The sequence below is a fragment of the Nocardia sp. NPDC049737 genome, assembly GCF_040674755.1.
Classification (GTDB): Bacteria; Actinomycetota; Actinomycetes; order Mycobacteriales; family Mycobacteriaceae; genus Nocardia.
Genome location: NZ_JBFANH010000035.1, coordinates 71,577 through 91,122, shown reverse-complemented (window position 1 = coordinate 91,122; position 19,546 = coordinate 71,577). Strand labels below are relative to the sequence as shown.

The following is a 19,546-nucleotide window of genomic DNA, read 5'->3' as shown; positions in this document are numbered from 1 at the left end:
GCGAGCCGTGGACGTCCCGCACGCGGGGCACTGGCTCGTCGAGGAGAATCCCCAATTCGTCACCGCGGAACTCGAGCACTTCCTCGACTGACGACGCCCGGGCCGGTCCGGATGGCAACTACATCATGGTCGGAGTCGCCGCCGGGCCCGAAGGAATTCGACTGCGGAGGGCGGGTTTCCGCGCCTGCCTCGACCCCGCCGTCCAAGGCGACAACCCGCCGGTGACCGCCTGCGCGGCCCGGCGGGCGCCCGTGCGCCCCGGGACCATATCCATTGATCGCGTTTCAGCCTTTTGGGTCGAGGTCGTCGTTAACGGCATACCGATGCCGGCCACTGGCGAACCGCGCGTCGTGCACACGCCTCTCGGCACGCACGTCGCGCTCGACCTGACCGCCACTTCGGTCAGCATCCGGAACGAGGACGGGAAATGAGACTGCAAGGAAAGATTATGAGCGACAACGATATCGATCGCATGGTCGATCGCACTGTGCTGATGACGGGCGCGACGGACGGACTCGGCCGCGAACTCGCGGTGCGGCTCGGCGCAGCGGGTGCCCGGCTGATCCTGCACGGCCGCAACCCCGATCGGGCCGCAGCGGCCGAGGTGACAGCCGCGAGCGGACACGCACCGCAGATCGTCCTGGCCGACCTGTCGCGACTCGCGGAGGTGGACCGGCTGGCCGACGAGATCATCGCCCGCACTTCGCGATTGGATGTGCTCGTGAACAATGCCGGCACCGGCGGTCAGCCGGACGGGAAACGCGAACTCAGCGCCGACGGCAACGAATTAGATCCTCATGAGTACTGATCTTCGACCGGATCCAGACCGCGCCCATCTGATCCCGACGTCGGTCGCGGGCCGGCGCACCAGGGCAGGCAAGGTGTCGGCCAGGCCTGGCCCGCGCATCCGCGGTCCGGGGGCAGCAGCCCACCACCGCCGAATCCCAGATTGTGTTCGTCGCCGAATGCCCCCTATTGCCGCATGGCGCGCGTCTGAGTGGCGGCTCCTGATCGCCTGTCCGACAACGTATCTCGCATCACGGCCGGTGCTCGGCGGGTGGCTCGACAGCTCGATCAGCGCAGGTGTGGCTCTACCACGGGACGCTCTGGCCGTGCCGATCCAGGAACTGCAGGCCGGGCGCACCGGACTGCGTCTCGAGGACGTCGGCGACGGCCGGGATGCTCTCTTGCGGGGCGAGAGGCGCGTCGGGTCCGCCGAGCCGGGTCCGGTTGTGGCCGGGGTCGATGAGCAGTTTGGTGTGTCCGTCACCGGCATGGCGGGTGGCGTAACTGCGCATCAGCTGGTTGAGCGCGGCCTTGCTGGCTTTGTAGAGCTCATAGCCGCCCTCGGTGTTTCGGGAGATGCTGCCCTGGTCGGAGGACATGACCGCCACGGTTCCGCCAGGCACGACGAGCCCACGCAGGGCCTCGAGGACGCGCAACGGGCTCAGTGCGTTGGTGATCATCACCTCGGTAAACATGTCGGTGGAGACCTCGTCGATCGGCAGATTGCCGCGGTCGATGGCGGCGTTGACGAACAGTAGGTCGAGTCGGTCCCTGTCCAGGCGCTCGCGCAGCGCGGCCAACTGTTCCGAGCTGGTCATCTCCAGCGTTTCGATGTGCAGCCGCCCATTGGAGGCATCGGAATTCACTTGTAGCTCGTCGCCGTCGCGGCGCGTGGTGGCGATGACTCGCCAGCCGCGTCGAACGAGCTCACCGGCCAGGGCAAGACCCAAGCCTCTGGAGGCCCCGATGACGAGTGCTTGACGGTTGGACGTGGCGGACATTATCTGCTCCTACCTGACGAAATATTCTATAGACGCAACGTTGCGTCTAGACAATACATTACGTCGCCGTCCGGTCACGGCATCACCGACCGGTAAGGTGACCCCATGCCCGCCCCGGACTCTCCGCCCAGGACGCGCTCGGGCAACCGTCGCGACGAGGCTGCGCGGCTGGCCGTGCTGCATGCCGCGGACGATCTGCTCGTCGAGCACGGCTTCGGCGCTTTGACCATCGAGGCGATTGCGCGTCGTGCCGGCGTCGCCAAGCAAACGATCTACCGCTGGTGGCCCTCGAAGGTCGAGATCCTCCTCGACACGCTTATCGAAGACAGCGACAAGCGCCTCCCCGTCCCAACGGACAAGCCCACAGCAGAAAACATCCGCGCGTACATCCGCGGCTTCGCCCGATTCCTCACCCGCGAGCCTGCCGGCAAGGTCCTGCTCGCACTCATCGCCGAGGCGCAGCACAATCCCGGCACAGCCGAGAGCTTCCACACGCGCTATCTCGATCCACGCCGCGCTCGAGAACGCGACATGCTCGCGCACGCAATCGACGCCGCTGAGATCTCGCCCGAACTCGGCCTCGACGCCACGCTCGATGCCCTACTCGGTCCGCTCGTTTATTGCGCTCTGACCGGGGCGAGCATCCCTCGCGCTCTCACCAGCAGCCTGGTCGAGGATCTGCTGAAACCTCGCTCGAGATAAGTATCCAATCCGGACCGGACATCCGCTCATGGCTCCCCTTTTCGGCTCTTCGGCGGATTTGAACTCCCGCTGCCATCACTGCTGGTCAAGCCATTGTCGTTGTTTTTCGCGCGATTACTACTTTCGCCGCCAATTGCATCGGATTGCGAACTCGCGACGGTGTGCACATCGACCGGTTCGAGGGCGGCAATTGCGGCTTCTGCCAGAGGATTTCAGCTGCCGAGGCACTGGCGATGGTAGCCGTCTGCGGTCTGTTCATGACCGAGTGTGGCCCAACTGCCTGCGGATTCGTCCATGACTCGCATCAGATGCGAACGGTGGAGGGTGGGTGGTTCGGTGGGTTTCTCCGGTTCGGTGCCAGGTGCGGCACGGCTGCATCTGCTCGACGGGGTGTCGCTGCTGCGGCCGGAAGAACAGGTCTTTCGGGCCATGCTGGCCGGGTTCGCCAATCAGCAGCTCGCGCGGAACCTGGCCGCACGACGGTGGAAGGCCGTGAGAGCACGGGCAAGGCGTTCACCGCGTATGTGAATGTCTATCTGTGGCAATGGACTCCGGCGATGATCGACGAATGGCTCGGTGACCTGCACGTTCAACAGAACGAGTCCGATCCGAAGAAACGGGTGTTCACGAAAGCGGAGCTGCACGCCTTCTTTGCTCACTGCGACAACGAAGTCGCCCGGATCCGAGCCTTCGGCCGCAAGGGCTGGTTGCCCGCGTTTCGGGACGCCACCTTGTTCAAGACCGCCTATGCATTCGGGCTGTTCTCCGGGGCTCCGCTCACGTGCGTTCCCGCATTTCTCTGAGTTTGTGCAGTTCAGAGGCTGATGCCGGAGATGCTAGCCGTCGCGACAGATGTGGTGCGAGTCGACGTGGCGGGCAATCCTCAGCGGCTCGCGCGCAGTATGCGGATCGCGCGCAGTGCGCGGGGCGGTTCGCCTCCGAATCTTGGGGATCCGTCGAGGTAGCGAGTGACGAGGTCGGGGGCGGAGTGGTCTTCGAGGTCGGTGAAGCCGAGGGCGCGCAGCTGTGCGGCGATGTCGTCGGGCGTGAAGTAGCTGAACACGGGTTCGCCGACGCCGGCCAGCCGATCGGCACGTGCCTGCTGGTGCGCACGGTCCTCGTCGCTGTTCGCGGGCTGCAGGTAGTCGAAGACCACCTCGACCGGCTGGGCCTGACCAGCGATGTATTCGAGAGTGGCGTGGGCGGCGTTCGGAGTCAGATAGAAAACGACGCCGAGCCACACGAATACGGCCGGGTCCGTCCGTTTGAACCCGGTGGATTCCAATCCCGCTGCCAGCGTCTGGGTTTCGAAATCGACCGGCACGAAGGTCAACGTCTCAGGGCGGTCGATTCCGGCGGTAGTAAGGCGTTCGCGTTTCCACGCTTGGGTGGCGGGGTGGTCGACCTCGAAGATACGCAAGTCCGGGCGCGGATTGCGATAGGCGAAGGTGTCCAGACCGGCGCCGAGGATCACGACCTGCCGCACACCAGCGGTGATGGCGGCGGCCACGGCGTCCTCGGCAAAGCGCGCGCGTGCGGCGAAGAAGAGTCGGCGGGGCCGATCGCTGGCCCCGTCACCGAGGTGATTGGTTGTGGGCGTGCCCAATTCGGCCAGTTCCTCTGCGGTGACGCCGAGCAGACGTGCCGCCAGGGGGTCGGTGAAGATCTGTGGTCGGTCAGCGATCTGGTGATAGGCGCGGGCGTACGCGGTGATGAGCGCTGTACGGCTGGGTCCGTCGTTATCCATATTCAAGAACCTACTTGCGAATGTGGCGTGTGCTCTATGAACTCACTCACGCTCACTCCGCAAAAGAGCACGCGAACACGATCGGTAACACTGATTACGGTCGGCCCTCCTTCGGGGCGGTTGCCACGAGTCGACAGGGGCGGGCTCGAACCTGTTATCGGGGCTGGGTTGATGTGTTGAGCCGGGTCATGAGTTCGCGGTTGGTGGCACGAGCGGCGGCAAGATCGTCGTCGCGTTCGTCGAGTTGTTGCTGCAGGTCGATGTTTCGCTGTTCGAGCTGGTTGGTCTTCTTCGGCGCCATCGAAGTCGACATCGACGCCGATCTCGCCCAGCTGTGCCCCACCGGCTACCGGCCTCTACGAGTCCGCGACACCCTGTTCTGAGCACCGGACCTATTGCGGCGGAGGTTATGTGAGGCGAACATCCGCAGTGGCGAGGCCGAAAACCTTGCGTCCGGCGGACTTCGCGACTATGACGACAACAGCGGTCCTGGTTTCGGAGTCGACCGACTTGATGCGCCCAGTGAACTCAACGCTTCCAGCGGAGGCGGCTTCGATGACCGTGTAGTTCGACAGCCGGACCCCGTATCTGATCACCGCGCCCGGGTCGCCGAGCCAATCGGTGACGAATCCCGCGCCTAGGCCCATGGTGAGCATGCCGTGGGCGATCACGTCCGGAAGGTCCGCGAGTGCCGCGACCTCGTCGTGCCAGTGGATAGGGTTCGCATCCCCGGAGACCCCGGCATAATTCACCAGATCCCCGCGTGTCAGGTGCACGGTGCGAGCAGGAAGCTCGTCACCGACGGTGACGTCCTCGAATCGGAGTGCGGTGCGCGGGACACGTGTGCGCGAGACCGGGGAGGTACGTACAGCGGTCGTCGCATCCGGATCCGAGCCCAGCAGCCCATCCGCGTCCGCGGGCGCGGGCGCGACTGCGGTTCGGGCGGTCGTGTCGAGTCCGCTCATGATCACGCGTTCGATCGTGTCGCTGATGCCGGCGTCGACGTCCTCACCGGTGATGCCGACGACGGTGGTGTGCATCACCTGCACGACGTCACCGTTCTGGCCGGTGAAGGTGTTGGTGATGGTGAGCAGATCCTTGCCCGCGATGCGGCGCACCGAGGAGAGCTCGACATCGCTGACCAACCGGTCGCCGGTGAGCACCGGCTTGTACATTTCGAAGACCTGATCGGTCTGCACGAACATGTCGTAGCCGGTCATGACGGTTTCCAAGAGCCTGCGGTTGGCGAGCATCGCGGCGGTCGAGATGAACGTAGTGGGCGCGACCAACCCGGCGTACCCGAGCTCACCGGCAGCAGCTTCGCTCCAGTGCACCGGGTGGAAATCTTGTACTGCTCGCGCGTACTCGCGTATCTTCTCTCGCCCTACCTCGTAGTAGTCGGCCACGCGATAGCGATGCCCCACCAGCCCAGCCACATCGAACGCTGCTTCCACCAAGCCCTCTTCCATCCGGATTCCTTCGGCACGCGTAACCGTTATCGGCAGAACCCAATTCACGAGTGAAACCCCACCTTCTCACACGACAGAGTGACAGAGCCGAGGAAACCAAACGATCTTGGACTCAACAGGTCAACGCGTCACCGACGATAACTGATCAACCCCAGAAGATCGGGTCGCCACTGTTGTCGATGTGATCGAGCAGGTCCTGAACGTGAGGGCTCGGCTCCAAGAACCGGTAGCGGTGAAATTTGAGGTGTCGGTCCCGCCAATACAACGTCCACAACCCGGTTTTCTTCGTGTAGTGCAGGCGGGCGATCGGGAATCGTGTCCATTCCGGGCCGAAGTCCTCGTGCCATGGTGGTCGGCATTCGCAGAGCGTGACATGGCGCGGCGAGACGTCGCATTCGACCCGAATCTCGTGGCGATATTGTTCGGGAACTCTACTGGCGCAGTACTTCACGATCCGGGCGACATCGAGTTCGGGAAGTCCTGTGGTAGCCATGCCGGCCATCATGCCAACCACCCCTGATGGCCTGGTTCCGGATACCAGGTCGCCTTCCAGATGCCCGGGCTCGCTACGATCGTCCGCCGCAGGAGGTCGGCGATCGATGGAGACCATGTTCCGTATCGTTGGATTTCGGGATTACTACCGGAACCCCCACTACCCCAAGAAGACTCGTCGAAACGGCCAGAAAACTTACCGGCGTCAAGGACACTCATGGGAGGTGGTGCGGCAATCTCGATTCCGATGATGCCGGCGTGTAACGAGGTCAGTGCGCCCACTGGTACGGCCCGCTCGACCCACATCACCCGAAGGAGACGACCGTGCGATTCGCCTGTGTTCTTGCTTTGCCAGCAGCCGGGCTGCTGCTCGGTTCCACCCTCACGCTCGTTGCCGCGTCGTCTGCTCTCGCGGAGGACACCGTACTCGACATCGCCGCCTTCAACTGTCCCGAGCCCGACGGGCTCTTCCCCTATCCCGGAGACGTGACGAAGTACGTCGAATGCTCGAACAACGTTGCGACCGTGCACACGTGTCCGACCGGCCTGAACTGGAACCAGAATGGGAAGTACTGCGATTGGCCGGCCGACGCTGGCGCGGTGGCGGGCCGGTACCAATCCAGAGATTCCGCTGACCCCGGCCCGGTGAGATCGCAGTAGGCCAGACTCCGACGTAGACGGGACGATGGCGCCGACGTTCGGGTCCCTGGTCCTGGCCGCGCACGACAACGACGGTCGGCTCACCTATATCGGCAACGTCGGCACAGGCTTCAGCATGGCCGCTCGCCGTAGCCTGCGGGCCCGGCTGGTCGATTCTGGAAACTATCCGCGGTACCGGCTCCACGCCGAGGCTGCCCAATAGCAAAGGTCAGGTCGGTTCGCGCTACCGCCTGATTCCGCGCTGCTGCTCCTCGACCCCCTTGCCGTCGTGTTCGATGATCGCCCGATCGGTCGGCTCATTCTTGTCAAGCCCCCCTCATCACGCGACAAACCACACCCGCCACCACCGGTTACCAGGCAGTTGTGCTTCATGTGCCAGATGACACGGTTCTTACGGCAGCTGGTTCTTGATCGCGAATCTGGGCAGCAGTCGGTCGTGAATCTCGACATCACTTCGGGATTTTTGTGATCGCGAATTTCGACACCGTTGTGGTGGCAGGTCCTCGCTCAGACCTCGCGCCGACCACCAAGCAGGGACAGGACGCTGGACCACACATCGCCCACCCTGTGCTCGGCAGAGTCTTGCGCCTTCACCATGGCCGAGATCGCCCTCGTCATTACAGGACTGCGGCTCTGTCCGGCCGCGGACGCCGCCATCACCGACTCCTACATACTCGCCCACGCCTGAGTAACCCACCGCCGACCCCGCACAGCACGACACGCCAATCCGACATATCAACTCAGGCGATGGTCAATTTTCGCGACCGGGATCGGGAATCACCCAGCCCAACCGATGCCTAAATACGCGAACAACCAGCAACGCGATTCGCGAACAATGACACCAGAATTCGCGAACAACCAGCAACGGAAGCCGCGAACAATGACACCAGAATTCGCGAACAACCAGCAACGGAATTCGTGAACAAAGCCCAGGCATCCGAAATGGACGGTGACACCTATCGAAGCCTGGCCACAAGTTCACCCCTGGCGTCCAGTTTCCCAATGGCTACCGGCAGAACACGAGAAACGGACAACGACTGGACGAAGGTGGACCGGGGATTTATTGCCAAAGTGTCGCAACTGGAGGGTTACTGAGTATAGGCGGCGAAACAAACGGCCAGGCCCGTGCTGCTGTGGGAGAACCCTTTTCACGTTCACTGATAGAAAGCAAAAAAATGGCACCTGTCATCACCTCGCTGACACCCTCTTTCGGCCCTCCAGCGGGTTTCAACTCTGTTGTCATCACCGGCTCCGGATTCAGCAATGTCGGTCCCGTGGGTGTCCGGTTCGGCACGACGGCAACGACATTCACCATCGACTCCGATACCCAGCTCACGGCCATCGCGCCGCCTGGAACCGGCACGGTGAACGTCACCGTACAGGTACTGCTGGACGGCACGAGCAACCCACTGCCCTACACCTATGGCGTGCCTGCTCCTACCTTGACCAGCATCAGTCCGGCTTCGGGGTCGGCGGCCGGCGGAACGACGGTCGTGCTCACCGGGACGAACTTGACCGGAGCCACCGCAGTGAGTTTCGGTGGGACACCGGCAACCTCGTTCACGGTCAACTCCTCGACGCAGATCACGGCGATGACCCCAGCCCATTCAGCTGGGACAGTGGCGGTTACCGTCACCACCCCCGGCGGGACCAGCAACGGTGTCGCGTTCACCTATATCGCGGTGCCCACCCTCACCAGCATCGCTCCGACCTCAGGTCCGCCAAGCGGTGGGACAGTGGCAGTGCTGACCGGGACGGGCTTGACCGGTGCGACCGCAGTGAGTTTCGGTGGGACACCGGCGCCCCTGTTCACCGTCAACTCCGACACTCAGATCACCGTGCTCACCCCGCCCCATGTGGCTGGGACGGTGCAGGTTACCGTCACCACCCCCGGCGGGACCAGCAACGGTGTCGCGTTCACCTATATCGCGGTGCCCACCCTCACCAGCATCGCTCCGACCTCAGGTCCGCCAAGCGGTGGGACAGTGGCAGTGCTGACCGGGACGGGCTTGACCGGTGCGACCGCGGTGAGTTTCGGTGGGACACCGGCGATCCTGTTCGCGGTCAACTCCGACACTCAGATCACCGTGCTCACCCCGCCCCATGTGGCTGGGACGGTGCAGGTTACCGTCACCACCCCCGGCGGGACCAGCAACGGTGTCGCGTTCACCTATATCGCGGTGCCCACCCTCATCGCCATCGTCCCGAACACGGGTCCGCCAAGCGGTGGGACAGTGGCAGTGCTGACCGGGACGGGCTTGACCGGTGCGACCGCAGTGAGTTTCGGTGGGACACCGGCGATCCTGTTCGCGGTCAACTCCGACACCCAGATCACCGTGCTGACCCCGCCCCATGTGGCTGGGACGGTGCAGGTTACCGTCACCACCCCCGGTGGAACCAGCAACGGTGTCGCCTACACCTATGTTTCGGGTCTGTTGCCGGTCAATTTGGGCACAGCCTCGACGTTCGCGGTACTGGGCGCCACGACAGTCACCAACACCGGAGCCACGGCCATCACCGGTAACCTGGGTGTCAGCCCTGGCACCGCAGTGACCGGATTCCCGCCGGGAACGGTGACCAGCGGAGCGATCCATGCCGGGGACCTGGTCGCGGCGCAGGCACACACCGATTTACAGATCGCCTACACCGACGCGGCGGGCCGGACGCCCACCGCTCTAGTGACCACCGATCTCGCGGGACAAACCCTGACCTCCGGGGTGTACCACGCAGTTGCCGGGATCGGCCTCAACGGCACCGTCACCCTCGACGGGCAAGGCAATCCGAACGCGGTGTTCATCTTCCAGGCCGGCTCGACACTGATCACCGGGGCGGGCAGCGTCGTGAACCTCATCAACGGCGCCACCCCGAACAACGTGTTCTGGCAAGTCGGTAGCTCGGCCACACTGGGCACCAACACCAACTTCGCCGGAAACATCCTGGCCTTCACCTCGGTCACGGTGACAGGCGGCACCACCGCAAACGGGGACATCCTTGCCCTCAACGGCGCGATCACCCTGGACACCAACACCATCACTCGAAGCTGAGCCCCGATCCACTGAAAGGATTTCGACCCTGTCCGCGCGCCTTCGGCGCGCGGACAGGGTCGTATCCGGGAGCCGGAAACATCGCTCCGCGTCGTTGGTGTTGGCGGCCGAAATACCTACGGCCAGAGGGATTCCGGCACTGTCGGACACCACGTGCAGCTTCGAGCCGGCCTTGCCGCGATCGACTGGGCTCGGCCCGGTCATGTCGCCCCTTTTTTGGCTCGTACCGACGCCGCGTCGATTACCGCCCGCGACCAGTCGATCAAGCCTTGGCTGCGCAGCTCGTCCAACATTGCCCGATGCAACCGCCGCCACACCCCCGCCCGATCCAGATGGTGAACCGGCGATGGGCCGTGGGCACACTCACCCCGAACTGATCCGGCAGCATCCGCCACGCACAACCGCTGGTCAGCACGTACACCACTGCCGTGAAGACCGCCCGCTGCCCGACCGGGGCTGTACCGCCACCTTGGCGGCGAGCGGTGAACTCCGGCAACAACGACTCCACGATCTCCCACAACTCGTCCGGCACCAGCCGGACCGACAACACATCAGCCACGCTCAAACATCAACCAGTGCAACCCATCTCGTTACACAACGCGAGGCACGATCATAGGCCCGAACAGTTCGACCAGGATGCGCTCGAGGCGGCGGGATGTGCCCAGAGCGCTACCCGAAGTCCGCTTGGATTGAGGCTCAGCTTAGGTCCGGTAGGAACGCGTGGCCGACATAGTCACGAAACAACACGATTTTCCCGTCGCGGATCCGGAAGACCTGAATACAGGGCACCTTGAACGGCTGGTCGGTCGACGTGACGCGTCCGACGGAGGTCAGTTCGACGATCACGACCTCCGGATCGGCGGTCTGGTGGGTCTGGTGTACACGCAGTTCGTCGAGACGGAACCCACCGCGGTCGGCGTCGATCGCGTATGCCCGAATTGCCTCCTTGCCTGCCAGCTGGGCAGGCAATTCGCCTGCAGTGAACGGCATCTCGATCACGCCGTCCTCCGCGAACAAGTCCACGAACGCGTGCATGTCGTTGGCGAGGATCGCCTTGTTTCGCTGTTCCAAGACCTGTAGCGGGCTCTCAACACCTGGCCGGCTCATGTCAGCCACCTTTCATTCAACGTACGTTGTATCAATGATTCAACGAGCGTAGAACGAATAGGCCGCTTTGGTCAACGCCCGTAGAATGACCCGCGTGAGCAACCCCCCAGCGCCCACTTCGCGGGCCGAGCAGCGACGCAATACCGAGGCGCGGATCCTCGCCCACGCCCGCACGTTGTTCGCCGAATCCGGCTACGACCGCACCACCATCCGCGCGGTCGCCACCGCCGCGGGCGTGGATCCCGGACTCGTCATCCATTATTTCGGCAGCAAACAGCGGCTGTTCCTGAGCGCTATCGGGTCCGGAACGGCACTGCTCGCCGGGGGCAGCGCTGCGGATGTCGCCGAGCAGTTGCTCGACAGACTGCACGACTCACTGATCGAGGAACCGGTTACCTCGCTGGCCATGCTGCGGTCGATGCTCACCCACCCCGAGGCCGCCGAGGAGATCCGCACCTCCTCGCGTATCTATAAGGATCAGATCAGCGACGCCATACCTGGTGAGGAAGCCGATCTGCGCGCAGAGGTGGTCAGCGCCGCGCTGATCGGCATCGTCCTGTGCCGCCATCTCGTCAAGCTCGATCACCTCGCCGAGGCCGACCCGGACCGGGTAGTCGAGATTCTGCGCCCCGTCGTCCGCTCGATCACCAAGGCCGACATCGAAGACGCCGCCCCCGCGGACTGAACGCGCTCCAATATGCAGCGTGCCTGCACGGCATTCCTCGAGCCAGCCGATCTGGCCTGCGACATCGACGTTCCAGGTGTAACCACGTAAGACACGGTCTAAGCGCCGGATTTCTCAAACATGTTCCTCGGACCCCTTTTTGATTTCTCGATGAGCTCTGAAGTACCGAAGATCTCCCCGCATTCCACAGTCGGCCAAACAGCCGACAGCAGGAACCAGGCGTCCATTTGGGGTACCGGCGAACTACGGACACACCTCGTCCGCACACCCCCCAGCCCGGACCCGAAACTAGACTTCGGCGTGGGCGCGTCCAGGGGAAAAGCAGCTACGGACGCGTCACCCTTCTTACCGGTACCCCAAATAACGGCGGTGGGGGCGACATGGGGGCATTTCCACGCTCGGCTCAACGGGCACCGCGGCCCGAAGAATGATTGCGATGAAATCGCTATCAAGCGGTGTATCGGCCAAGTATTTGCTCTGACTTGCGATAATGTCCGATGCGAGAAGGTAGCGGGACCGATCCTATTCAGCGTCGTTCGCCTGGGAACATCCGAAAATGAACGAATGGAAGTGTGGTGAAGATAAAGAAGCTCCTGGCGACTGCGATCCTGGCCATCGCGGCCACCGGCACAACCACCGTCATGGCCAACGGTCAGGCCCGGATGGCCTCGGACGTCACCGTCGGCGTGAATGCCGGCCCCGTCGCCTACACCACCACCCTCGCCGCCGATCACACCAGCGCGCTGGTCCGGCTGGTCGCCGGCAGATTCACGCTCGGCCCCGACGCGGTCACCGTGACTGCGGCCAACGGCACCGTCGTCGGCACCATTCCGACGACGTTGCAGGCCCAGACCGGCCAGACGTTCAACCTCACGCCGACGCTGGACAACACCGGCACGGAATTGACGCTCACCCCGGCGTCGGCCCCCGCACCCGGGCTGCACCAAGCACAGGGATCCTTCGCCGTCGTCGAGCTCGGCGAGGTGATCGGTTGCGTCATCGGCATTCTCATCGGGATCTGGTTCTTCCTGGTGGGTGCCATTATCGGCTGTGCGGTCGGTGCGATCATCGGCCAGTTCATCGGCTAGGGCTTCCCCTCTGTCGGCTGGGGCTTCGCCTCCGCCAACTGAGCTGCCCGGCAGCCGGCGTCTCCTGTAGAGAACTTCCTCTCGTAGGCGTTCCGGAACGAACTCAGTGCGCAAAGGACAGTTCGGGGGTTCGAGCGATGAGAAGGCGTCGCACCTTGCCGTCGGCATCGAGCTGTGCGGTGGCGTTGAAGGAAGCTTCGAAAGCCCCGTCGCGGGTTGTCCGGCCGAGTACCAACTCGTAATCACCCACGACCGCACCGGTGTCGATGTGATGGACCAGCGTGCTCTTCTCGCGCTGCGCCAAGTAGCCGACCAATCCCTCGCGGTCTCCCACGAATTCGGCGGACTGCCCGGTACCTTTGGAGAACTGCACCGACATCGCGAAGTCGCCCGAGATCATGCCCAGCACGCGATCGGGTTCGTTCGAATCCATGTATTCGAACCACCTGGCCAGCACTGGTGGCGTTTCAATCATCGTCCGAACTCGCTATCGACATCGAAATCTGTTGGTATCAGTGCGAATTCGGTGCTGAACGCTACCTGGTAACGATCGATCAGCCCATCGGCATCGATATGCATCGCGCCGACGAAGTAACCGGTCGTCGTCACGTCGTTCTCGGTGACCGCGCCGTGCGCGAACTCCACACCATTGTCGGCGGCCACCCGCAACAGCCGGTGCTTCCGGTTCACCTTCGGCCGGTCCTCGAGGTACTCGAGCATGGCCGCGCGACCGTGTCCGAGGTTCACTCCAGCGGGCAGCAGCAACGCGAACTGGACGTCTTCGGCGAGTAGCGCCACCGCGTCGTCCAGCCGCCCGGTGTCCAAGGTGGCGTAGTAGCCCTCAATGGCCAAATTCATAAAATGAACTTAGTTCAGTATCTCCCTTCTTGTCCAGGCTGCGGCGCGATACGCTCGACCTATCAAACTGAACTCAATTTAGGTAGGTTAGATGTTCGAATCCGCGCTAGAACTGCCATGGCCCCGCACGGATCCACCTGCGTTGACACCCGGACCGGAGCAGTCGGAGCTGCGCGCGGCCATCCGTGGCCTACTCGCCAAACACAGCGGAATCGAGCAGGTGCGAACGGTTGCTTCCACCGAACTCGGCTATTCACCGCAGCTGTGGAAAACACTGGTCGACGAAATGTCGGTGACCACGCTGGCAGTCCCCGAAGGCCGCGGCGGTCTCGGCTACGGGATGGTCGAGATGGGGATCGTGCTCGAGGAATGTGGGCGCGCGCTCGCATGCGAGCCGGTGTACACCTCGGCAGTCCTCGGCGTCCACGCATTGCTCTCGGCGGACACCATCCAGGACGCGGACCTGCTCGCCGGAGTTCTCGACGGAAGCCTGCTGGCGACGGTCAGCGCCTTGTCCGCCACCACCGATCACGTACATGCGGAGTCGACGCCGACCGGGTGGCTATTGCACGGCACGGCTACCCACCTGATGAGCGGCGGAAGCGCCGATGTGGCCGTTGTTTCGGCGCAATGCCCGGACGGACGCCGCCTGTTCGCTACCCAACCGGGCGCATCGCTCGTCCGAACCGAGCGTCGCGTACTCGACCCCACGCGCCGTCGAGCCGATCTCACCTTCGATCGATGTCCAGCGATCGCGCTCACCGACGTCGATGCCGCCGAGGCGACCGGCGCGCGGCTGGGCGAGTTGGCAACGCTGGCGCTGGCATGTGAGAACACCGGCATTGTCGACCGCCTGCTCGAAATGACCGTGGAGTACGTGCAGACCCGACACCAGTTCGGACGTCCCATCGGCTCGTTCCAGGCCGTCAAGCATCGGCTTGCCGATCTGCTGGTCACTCTCGAACGCGCTCGATCGGCCTCCCGGTATGCGGCGGCTATTTATGCGCAGGACCCGGGATCGGCCTCGTTGGCCGTGGCGGTCGCCGGCGCCGTATGCACCGATGCGGCGGTGCACGCGGCGGCAGAAGCGATCCAGTTGCACGGTGGCGTCGGTTTCACCTGGGAACACTCCACCCACTCCTACTTCCGCAGGGCAATGGGAAACGAAGCGCTACAGGGTGATTCACGTACGCACAGAGCGCGAATCGCCACCCTGATCGGAATCTGAATCAGCCGACGGCGCCAGCGTTGCTGTTGACGCGGAGCGGTTGGCTAGGTAAAACTGAATTGAATCCAGTTCAAGTTCAAGGAAGAGGTTCGAGATGGTGGACACCGACCACATCGTGTTGGAGAAGGACGGTGACGTCGCACGCGTGTGGCTCAACCGCCCGCACAAGAAGAACGCCGTCACAGTCGAACTTCTGCACCGACTCGACGAAATCATCGTCGAGGTCGATAAGGACCCGGAGCTCAAGATCCTCGTGCTACGCGGCCGCGGCAATACGTTCTGTTCGGGCTTCGACCTGGACGAACTGCTCGCCAACTATGTCGGCAGCACCAACGCGATGGATGTCGCGGTGCTCTCGGCCAAGGTGTGCGACCGCCTGTACTCGATGAACACGCCATCCCTGGCGGTCCTGGAGGGTCACGTGACCGCCGGCGGATTCGAGCTGATGATCTCCTGCGACTTCGCTGTCGCATCCGAGGACGCGCTGATCGGCGACTTCCACATTCGTCGTGCGCTTTTCGGTGGCGCGGGTCCGATCTACCGGTTGCCCCGCATGATCGGTATCCGCAAGACCAAGGAACTGATGTTGACCGGAAAGCTGTTGTCCGGCAAGCAAGCCGTCGACTTCGATCTGATCAACGCTTCCGCGCCCGCGGCCGAACTCGACGACTTGGTCGCCGAGTTCATCGCACCGATCGTCGACAAGAGCCCGTTCACCATGAAGCTCACGAAGATGACCATCGACCGCGGTCTGGATGCGGACATCCAATCGCTCATGGTGATGGAGCATCTCGCGGTGGGCAATGCCCTGCAGTCCGAGGACGCACGCGAGGGCGTGAACGCATTCCTCGAGAAGCGCGAACCGAAATGGGTCGGTCGCTGAACGACGCCGCTGGCGTACGACTCGAAGAGGAGATCGACATGGGCGAGCACGCAACGTCGGTGCTGGAAGGCAGCCGGTGCACGGTCTGTGACACGGTCGCATATCCGGCAACGACCATGTGCGCACGATGCGTCCAGCCGACGGCCATCGCAATGGAGTTGAGCACGCGGGGCGTGGTGTGGGCCTACACCGTGCAACGGTTCCCGCCGAAGTCACCACCGTATATCCCTCCTGCCGACGGCTTTTCCCCATTCGCGGTGGGCTATGTCGAACTTCCGGAAGGTATTCGCATTCAAGCAATCCTGGAATGCGAGGACTTCACCGAGTTGGACCGGGCACCGGTGCACCTCGTCGGTACCGCACCGGTGCCCCGGTTCGCGGTCGTTGCACAGCAAAGAGAAGCGCAGTGACACAAACAGTTTCGATCATCGGAGCCGGGCTGTCGAAGTTCGGCAGGCAGCCCGGCATCACCGGCCGTCAGATGGCGATCAGCGCGATCGCCGCCGCGCTCGACGATGCCGGGGTGACCTGGCCCGATATCGAGGTCGCCTTCGGCGGTAGCGACGGTTCGGGACTCGCCGACACCCTCGTCGCCGAACTCGGTTTCACCGGAATACCTTTCAGCAACGTGAAGAATGGCTGCGCCACCGGTGGCAGCGCACTGTTCTCGGCGGTCAATGCGGTCCGTTCCGGAACCGCCGAAATCGCGCTGGCGGTCGGATTCGATAAACACCCGCGCGGAGCCTTCGATCCGACACCCGCCGAATGGGGACTGCCCGAGGGATACGGTTCGGCCGGGCTCATGGTCACCACGCAGTTCTTCGGCGCCAAGATCGGCCGATATATGCGCGAATACGGGATTTCCGGCACGACCTTGGCGAAGATTGCCGAAAAGGCGTATCGAAACGGCAGCCTGAACCCGAATGCCTGGCGACGTGAAGCGATCTCGGCCGACGAGATCGCCGCCGCCGATATGGTGAACGACCCGTTGACGCGATACATGTTCTGCTCTCCGGGCGAGGGCGGGGCCGCCGTCATCGTCGCCACCGAGGCCGCCATCCGGCGACTCGGCGGTCGCCCGGTCCGGTTGCGCGCGATCAGCCACCGCACCCGCCGATTCGGCTCTTTCGAAGTATTCAGCCCGGCCGTCCAAGGCGGGGGTGAACCGACCAGTGTGAGCGCCGACGCGGCCGCGGCCGCCTTCGAACAGGCCGGCATCTCCCCCGCCGATGTCGACATCGCGCAATTGCAGGACACCGAGAGCGGCGCCGAGATCATGCATATGGCCGAATGCGGCTTCTGCGAGCACGGCGAACAGGAGTCGATGATCGCGGCAGGCGACACCGAGATCGGCGGGCGGCTGCCGGTCAATACCGACGGTGGCTGCATCGCCAACGGCGAACCCATCGGCGCATCCGGTCTGCGCCAGGTGCACGAGATAGTCACCCAATTGCGTGGCGAAGCCGGGGATCGGCAGGTACCCGGAGCGCCGCAGGTCGGCTTCACGCACGTGTACGGGGCGCCCGGAATCAGCGCCTGCACCGTGCTTTCGGTGTGACATGACAACACTTTTCGAGGTGAATCAGTGACCACACAGACACTTCCCGACCTCGTCCGCTTCACCGATGAGGCCCTCGCCTGGTTGGGCGGTGTGGCAGCTCCCCGGGCGGAATCGGTCTGGGGTTCGGGTTCGGATTCGGTAGCCGTTTTCGAGAGTTGGAACGCCGAGGAGGAACGCGCGCATACCGACCGGATCCGCGAGTACGAGCGCGCCAAATTCGACGCGGGCTGGGGCGCACTGAACTGGCCCGAGACCTATGGCGGCCGCGGTCTGCCGCTGTCGTACGTCCTTGCTTTCCGGCGCGCCGAAGCGGATTTCGATGTGCCACGACGCACCGAGATGTTCTCGGTGACACAACAACTGGTCGCTCCCACTATCGAGCAGTGGGGCACCGACGAACAGCGGTCACGCTATGTCCGGGCCATGCTGCGCACGGATATCATTGCCTGCCAATTGTTCTCGGAGACCGAGGCCGGTTCCGATCTGGCCGCGGTACGGACGCGCGCCGTCCGATCCACCGATGGCACGTGGACGCTCGACGGCCACAAGGTCTGGACCTCGGGCGCGCGGGTGTCCGATATCGGCGTCGCCGTGTGCCGAACCGATACCGCGGCAGCGAAACACGCCGGGCTCACCGTCTTCCTGGTGCCGATGACCACACCCGGGTTGACCGTTCGCCCGATCCGGCAGATGACCGGTGGCAGCTCGTTCAACGAGGTCTTCCTCGATGGTGTCCGACTCGACGACAGCTACCGGCTCGGACCGGTGGGCCAGGGCTGGCCGGTAGCGCTCACCGTATTGGCCGCCGAACGCCTCGACGGCGGCAACCTCGGTCTGGCGAACGCGGATCAGGCGGTGGCGCTGGCCCAGCATCTCGGACGGGAGCTGACCGAGATCGAACGCGATAAGGTCGCCGACCTCGTGATACGCAGCTATCTACAGCGAATCGGCAATATGCGGGTGGCGGGCGCCGTCGTCGCGGGCAAGGATCCGGGACCTGAGGCCTCGATCGGGAAACTACTGGCCACCGACACAATGGCTCGCACGTCCGAGGTGGTGCGCCTGCTACTCGGGCAAGACCTCACCGTGGACTCCGGTCGCTGGGGAACCTTCGCGTGGGCCGAGCACATTCTCGGCGCGCCCGGCTATCGGATCGCCGGGGGAACCGACGAGATTCAGCACAACATCATCGCCGAGCGAGTTCTCGGACTACCGAGGGAGCCACGCCCATGAGTTCAGGTAGCGATTCCGCGGGGGGTCGGGCGACGGGTGGGCACGGCACCCTCGAACAACGCGTCCGTACCTGGTTGCAGGCGGACCTCGACGTCCTGGTCACCGCGTTCGAGCCGCTGCTCGGTGGACATTCCGGCTTGACGTACCGGGTCCGAACGACCGGCGGCGACTTCGTGGTCAAGGCAGTTCCCGAAGGACAGCAGGCCATCGGCCGACACGACATGCTGCGGCAGGCCCGGATCATGCAGGCCTTGGCGCACACGCCTGTTCCCGTACCAGTAGTCGTTGCGATCGACGACGTCGAACCCGCCTGGTTCGCCATGGAATTCGTAGCCGGGCAAGCATTGGAACCGGTACTGGACGATCCGGCCGTCGAACCCGGCTTGGCCGCGGCCCGCATGCGGCGCGCCGCGGAAATTCTGCCGCGCCTGCACGCGATAGATCCGGACACCGTGCCCGGTGTGCAAGCACCACTCACGCCAGGCGACGAGCTCGCCCGCTGGGCACGCACCCTCGGCGCGGTCCCGCCCGACCTCGTCGCCGGTGGCGACCGACTGCTCGAACTGCTCGGCCGGACTACCCCCGAACCGACCGCACCGACACTGGTACATGGTGATTACCGCCTCGGAAACATCATCTCCGACGGCGTCGAACCGGTCGCGTTGATCGATTGGGAGATCTGGAGCGCCGGTGACCCTCGGGTCGAATTGGGCTGGTTCCTCGTCTTCGCCGACGGAAGCAACTTTCCCGGCGTCGGCCGGGACGTGCCCGGGCTGCCTTCGGCGCGAGAGTTGATCGACCTCTACGTCGGCGACGGGCCCGCGCTCACCGATATGACGTGGTTCAACGCGCTGGGGCGCCTGAAGATGGCGGCGATCATGGGCCACAACCTGCGCCGCCATCGCGAAGGTCGGCACTACGACCCCGACCAGGAAAAGCTGCCGGCCACCATCAACCGCCTGATCGAGACCGGAACCGCGCTACTCGCCGGTTGATATCGAC

21 protein-coding genes and 2 pseudogenes are annotated in these 19,546 nt (G+C 64.0%); 14 read left to right on the top strand and 9 right to left on the bottom strand.

The window, feature by feature from the left end:
• The first annotated feature begins 448 nt into the window (after positions 1-448).
• Positions 449-808, top strand: coding sequence for an SDR family NAD(P)-dependent oxidoreductase (locus AB0J47_RS35650; RefSeq protein ID WP_364356659.1), 360 nt, complete (start codon positions 449-451; stop codon positions 806-808).
• A 283-nt stretch (positions 809-1,091) separates the two neighbouring features.
• Here AB0J47_RS35650 and AB0J47_RS35645 read toward each other — a convergent pair whose 3' ends face one another.
• Entirely contained in the window at positions 1,092-1,787 is a 696-nt protein-coding gene (locus tag AB0J47_RS35645; protein ID WP_364356656.1) for an SDR family NAD(P)-dependent oxidoreductase, read from the bottom strand.
• Positions 1,788-1,892: 105 nt separating this feature from the next.
• Between AB0J47_RS35645 and AB0J47_RS35640 the strand changes: the two genes are divergently transcribed.
• Positions 1,893-2,489 carry a TetR/AcrR family transcriptional regulator gene (locus AB0J47_RS35640; RefSeq protein ID WP_364356653.1) on the top strand — a complete coding sequence of 199 codons (597 nt, stop codon included), beginning with the start codon at positions 1,893-1,895 and terminating at the stop codon, positions 2,487-2,489.
• 161 nt (positions 2,490-2,650) lie between these two features.
• Positions 2,651-3,292, top strand: a complete 642-nt coding sequence (locus AB0J47_RS35635; protein ID WP_364356650.1) for a hypothetical protein — start codon at positions 2,651-2,653, stop codon at positions 3,290-3,292.
• 80 nt (positions 3,293-3,372) lie between these two features.
• Here the strand turns inward: AB0J47_RS35635 and AB0J47_RS35630 are convergent, their stop codons facing one another.
• The 4 genes from AB0J47_RS35630 to AB0J47_RS35615 all read right to left on the bottom strand — a co-directional run bounded on the left by AB0J47_RS35630 (position 3,373) and on the right by AB0J47_RS35615 (position 6,198).
• A complete protein-coding gene (locus tag AB0J47_RS35630) occupies positions 3,373-4,236 on the bottom strand; it encodes a class I SAM-dependent methyltransferase (RefSeq protein ID WP_364356647.1) in 864 nt (287 codons plus the stop codon).
• Positions 4,237-4,390: 154 nt separating this feature from the next.
• Positions 4,391-4,549 carry a hypothetical protein gene (locus tag AB0J47_RS35625; protein ID WP_364356644.1) on the bottom strand — a complete coding sequence of 53 codons (159 nt, stop codon included), beginning with the start codon at positions 4,547-4,549 and terminating at the stop codon, positions 4,391-4,393.
• 94 nt (positions 4,550-4,643) lie between these two features.
• Complete coding sequence (locus AB0J47_RS35620; RefSeq protein WP_364356641.1) at positions 4,644-5,705, bottom strand: fused (3R)-hydroxyacyl-ACP dehydratase subunits HadA/HadB; 1,062 nt, start codon at positions 5,703-5,705, stop codon at positions 4,644-4,646.
• Positions 5,706-5,850: 145 nt separating this feature from the next.
• Positions 5,851-6,198 (bottom strand): DUF3024 domain-containing protein, encoded by a 348-nt coding sequence (locus AB0J47_RS35615; protein ID WP_364356638.1) that lies wholly within the window; start codon positions 6,196-6,198, stop codon positions 5,851-5,853.
• A 323-nt stretch (positions 6,199-6,521) separates the two neighbouring features.
• Here AB0J47_RS35615 and AB0J47_RS35610 point away from each other — a divergent pair, with 323 nt between their 5' ends.
• The 3 genes and pseudogenes from AB0J47_RS35610 to AB0J47_RS35600 all read left to right on the top strand — a co-directional run bounded on the left by AB0J47_RS35610 (position 6,522) and on the right by AB0J47_RS35600 (position 9,901).
• The gene (locus AB0J47_RS35610; RefSeq protein WP_364356635.1) at positions 6,522-6,857 is read left to right on the top strand and encodes a carbohydrate-binding module family 14 protein; all 336 of its coding nucleotides are present in this window, start codon (positions 6,522-6,524) and stop codon (positions 6,855-6,857) included.
• Positions 6,858-6,897: 40 nt separating this feature from the next.
• Positions 6,898-7,005 (top strand): annotated as a pseudogene (locus tag AB0J47_RS35605) (ATP-dependent DNA ligase); the annotation flags it as partial.
• 1,027 nt (positions 7,006-8,032) lie between these two features.
• Complete coding sequence (locus tag AB0J47_RS35600; RefSeq protein ID WP_364356632.1) at positions 8,033-9,901, top strand: IPT/TIG domain-containing protein; 1,869 nt, start codon at positions 8,033-8,035, stop codon at positions 9,899-9,901.
• Between the two features lie 87 nt (positions 9,902-9,988).
• Here the strand turns inward: AB0J47_RS35600 and AB0J47_RS35595 are convergent.
• A pseudogene (locus tag AB0J47_RS35595) lies at positions 9,989-10,460 on the bottom strand (IS5 family transposase); the annotation flags it as partial.
• Positions 10,461-10,597: 137 nt separating this feature from the next.
• Positions 10,598-11,008 (bottom strand): nuclear transport factor 2 family protein, encoded by a 411-nt coding sequence (locus tag AB0J47_RS35590; protein WP_355185183.1) that lies wholly within the window; start codon positions 11,006-11,008, stop codon positions 10,598-10,600.
• A gap of 94 nt (positions 11,009-11,102) precedes the next feature.
• On the opposite strand from AB0J47_RS35590, the gene AB0J47_RS35585 reads away from it, so the two are divergent.
• Together AB0J47_RS35585 and AB0J47_RS35580 are read left to right on the top strand one after the other, a co-directional pair.
• On the top strand, positions 11,103-11,693 hold the full coding sequence (locus AB0J47_RS35585) for a TetR family transcriptional regulator (protein WP_364356628.1): 591 nt from the start codon (positions 11,103-11,105) through the stop codon (positions 11,691-11,693).
• 575 nt (positions 11,694-12,268) lie between these two features.
• Positions 12,269-12,781, top strand: coding sequence for a hypothetical protein (locus AB0J47_RS35580; protein WP_364356625.1), 513 nt, complete (start codon positions 12,269-12,271; stop codon positions 12,779-12,781).
• A 103-nt stretch (positions 12,782-12,884) separates the two neighbouring features.
• Here AB0J47_RS35580 and AB0J47_RS35575 read toward each other — a convergent pair whose 3' ends face one another.
• Positions 12,885-13,256: a hypothetical protein gene (locus AB0J47_RS35575; protein WP_364356622.1), complete on the bottom strand. Its 372-nt coding sequence runs from the start codon at positions 13,254-13,256 to the stop codon at positions 12,885-12,887.
• Positions 13,253-13,639, bottom strand: a complete 387-nt coding sequence (locus AB0J47_RS35570; protein WP_364356619.1) for a nuclear transport factor 2 family protein — start codon at positions 13,637-13,639, stop codon at positions 13,253-13,255. The genes AB0J47_RS35575 and AB0J47_RS35570 overlap by 4 nt, the downstream gene beginning before the upstream one ends.
• 91 nt (positions 13,640-13,730) lie before the next feature.
• Between AB0J47_RS35570 and AB0J47_RS35565 the strand changes: the two genes are divergently transcribed.
• The 6 genes from AB0J47_RS35565 (at position 13,731) to AB0J47_RS35540 (ending at position 19,539) form a co-directional block, all read left to right on the top strand.
• Positions 13,731-14,867 carry an acyl-CoA dehydrogenase family protein gene (locus tag AB0J47_RS35565; protein ID WP_364356616.1) on the top strand — a complete coding sequence of 379 codons (1,137 nt, stop codon included), beginning with the start codon at positions 13,731-13,733 and terminating at the stop codon, positions 14,865-14,867.
• Positions 14,868-14,961: 94 nt separating this feature from the next.
• Entirely contained in the window at positions 14,962-15,750 is a 789-nt protein-coding gene (locus AB0J47_RS35560) for an enoyl-CoA hydratase/isomerase family protein (RefSeq protein ID WP_364356613.1), read from the top strand.
• 38 nt (positions 15,751-15,788) lie between these two features.
• Positions 15,789-16,160, top strand: a complete 372-nt coding sequence (locus AB0J47_RS35555; protein WP_364356610.1) for an OB-fold domain-containing protein — start codon at positions 15,789-15,791, stop codon at positions 16,158-16,160.
• Positions 16,157-17,308 (top strand): thiolase family protein, encoded by a 1,152-nt coding sequence (locus AB0J47_RS35550; protein WP_364356608.1) that lies wholly within the window; start codon positions 16,157-16,159, stop codon positions 17,306-17,308. The genes AB0J47_RS35555 and AB0J47_RS35550 overlap by 4 nt, the downstream gene beginning before the upstream one ends.
• Positions 17,309-17,335: 27 nt before the next feature.
• Positions 17,336-18,544 carry an acyl-CoA dehydrogenase family protein gene (locus AB0J47_RS35545; RefSeq protein WP_364356605.1) on the top strand — a complete coding sequence of 403 codons (1,209 nt, stop codon included), beginning with the start codon at positions 17,336-17,338 and terminating at the stop codon, positions 18,542-18,544.
• Positions 18,541-19,539, top strand: coding sequence for a phosphotransferase family protein (locus tag AB0J47_RS35540; RefSeq protein WP_364356602.1), 999 nt, complete (start codon positions 18,541-18,543; stop codon positions 19,537-19,539). The genes AB0J47_RS35545 and AB0J47_RS35540 overlap by 4 nt, the downstream gene beginning before the upstream one ends.
• The last annotated feature ends 7 nt before the right edge of the window (positions 19,540-19,546 follow it).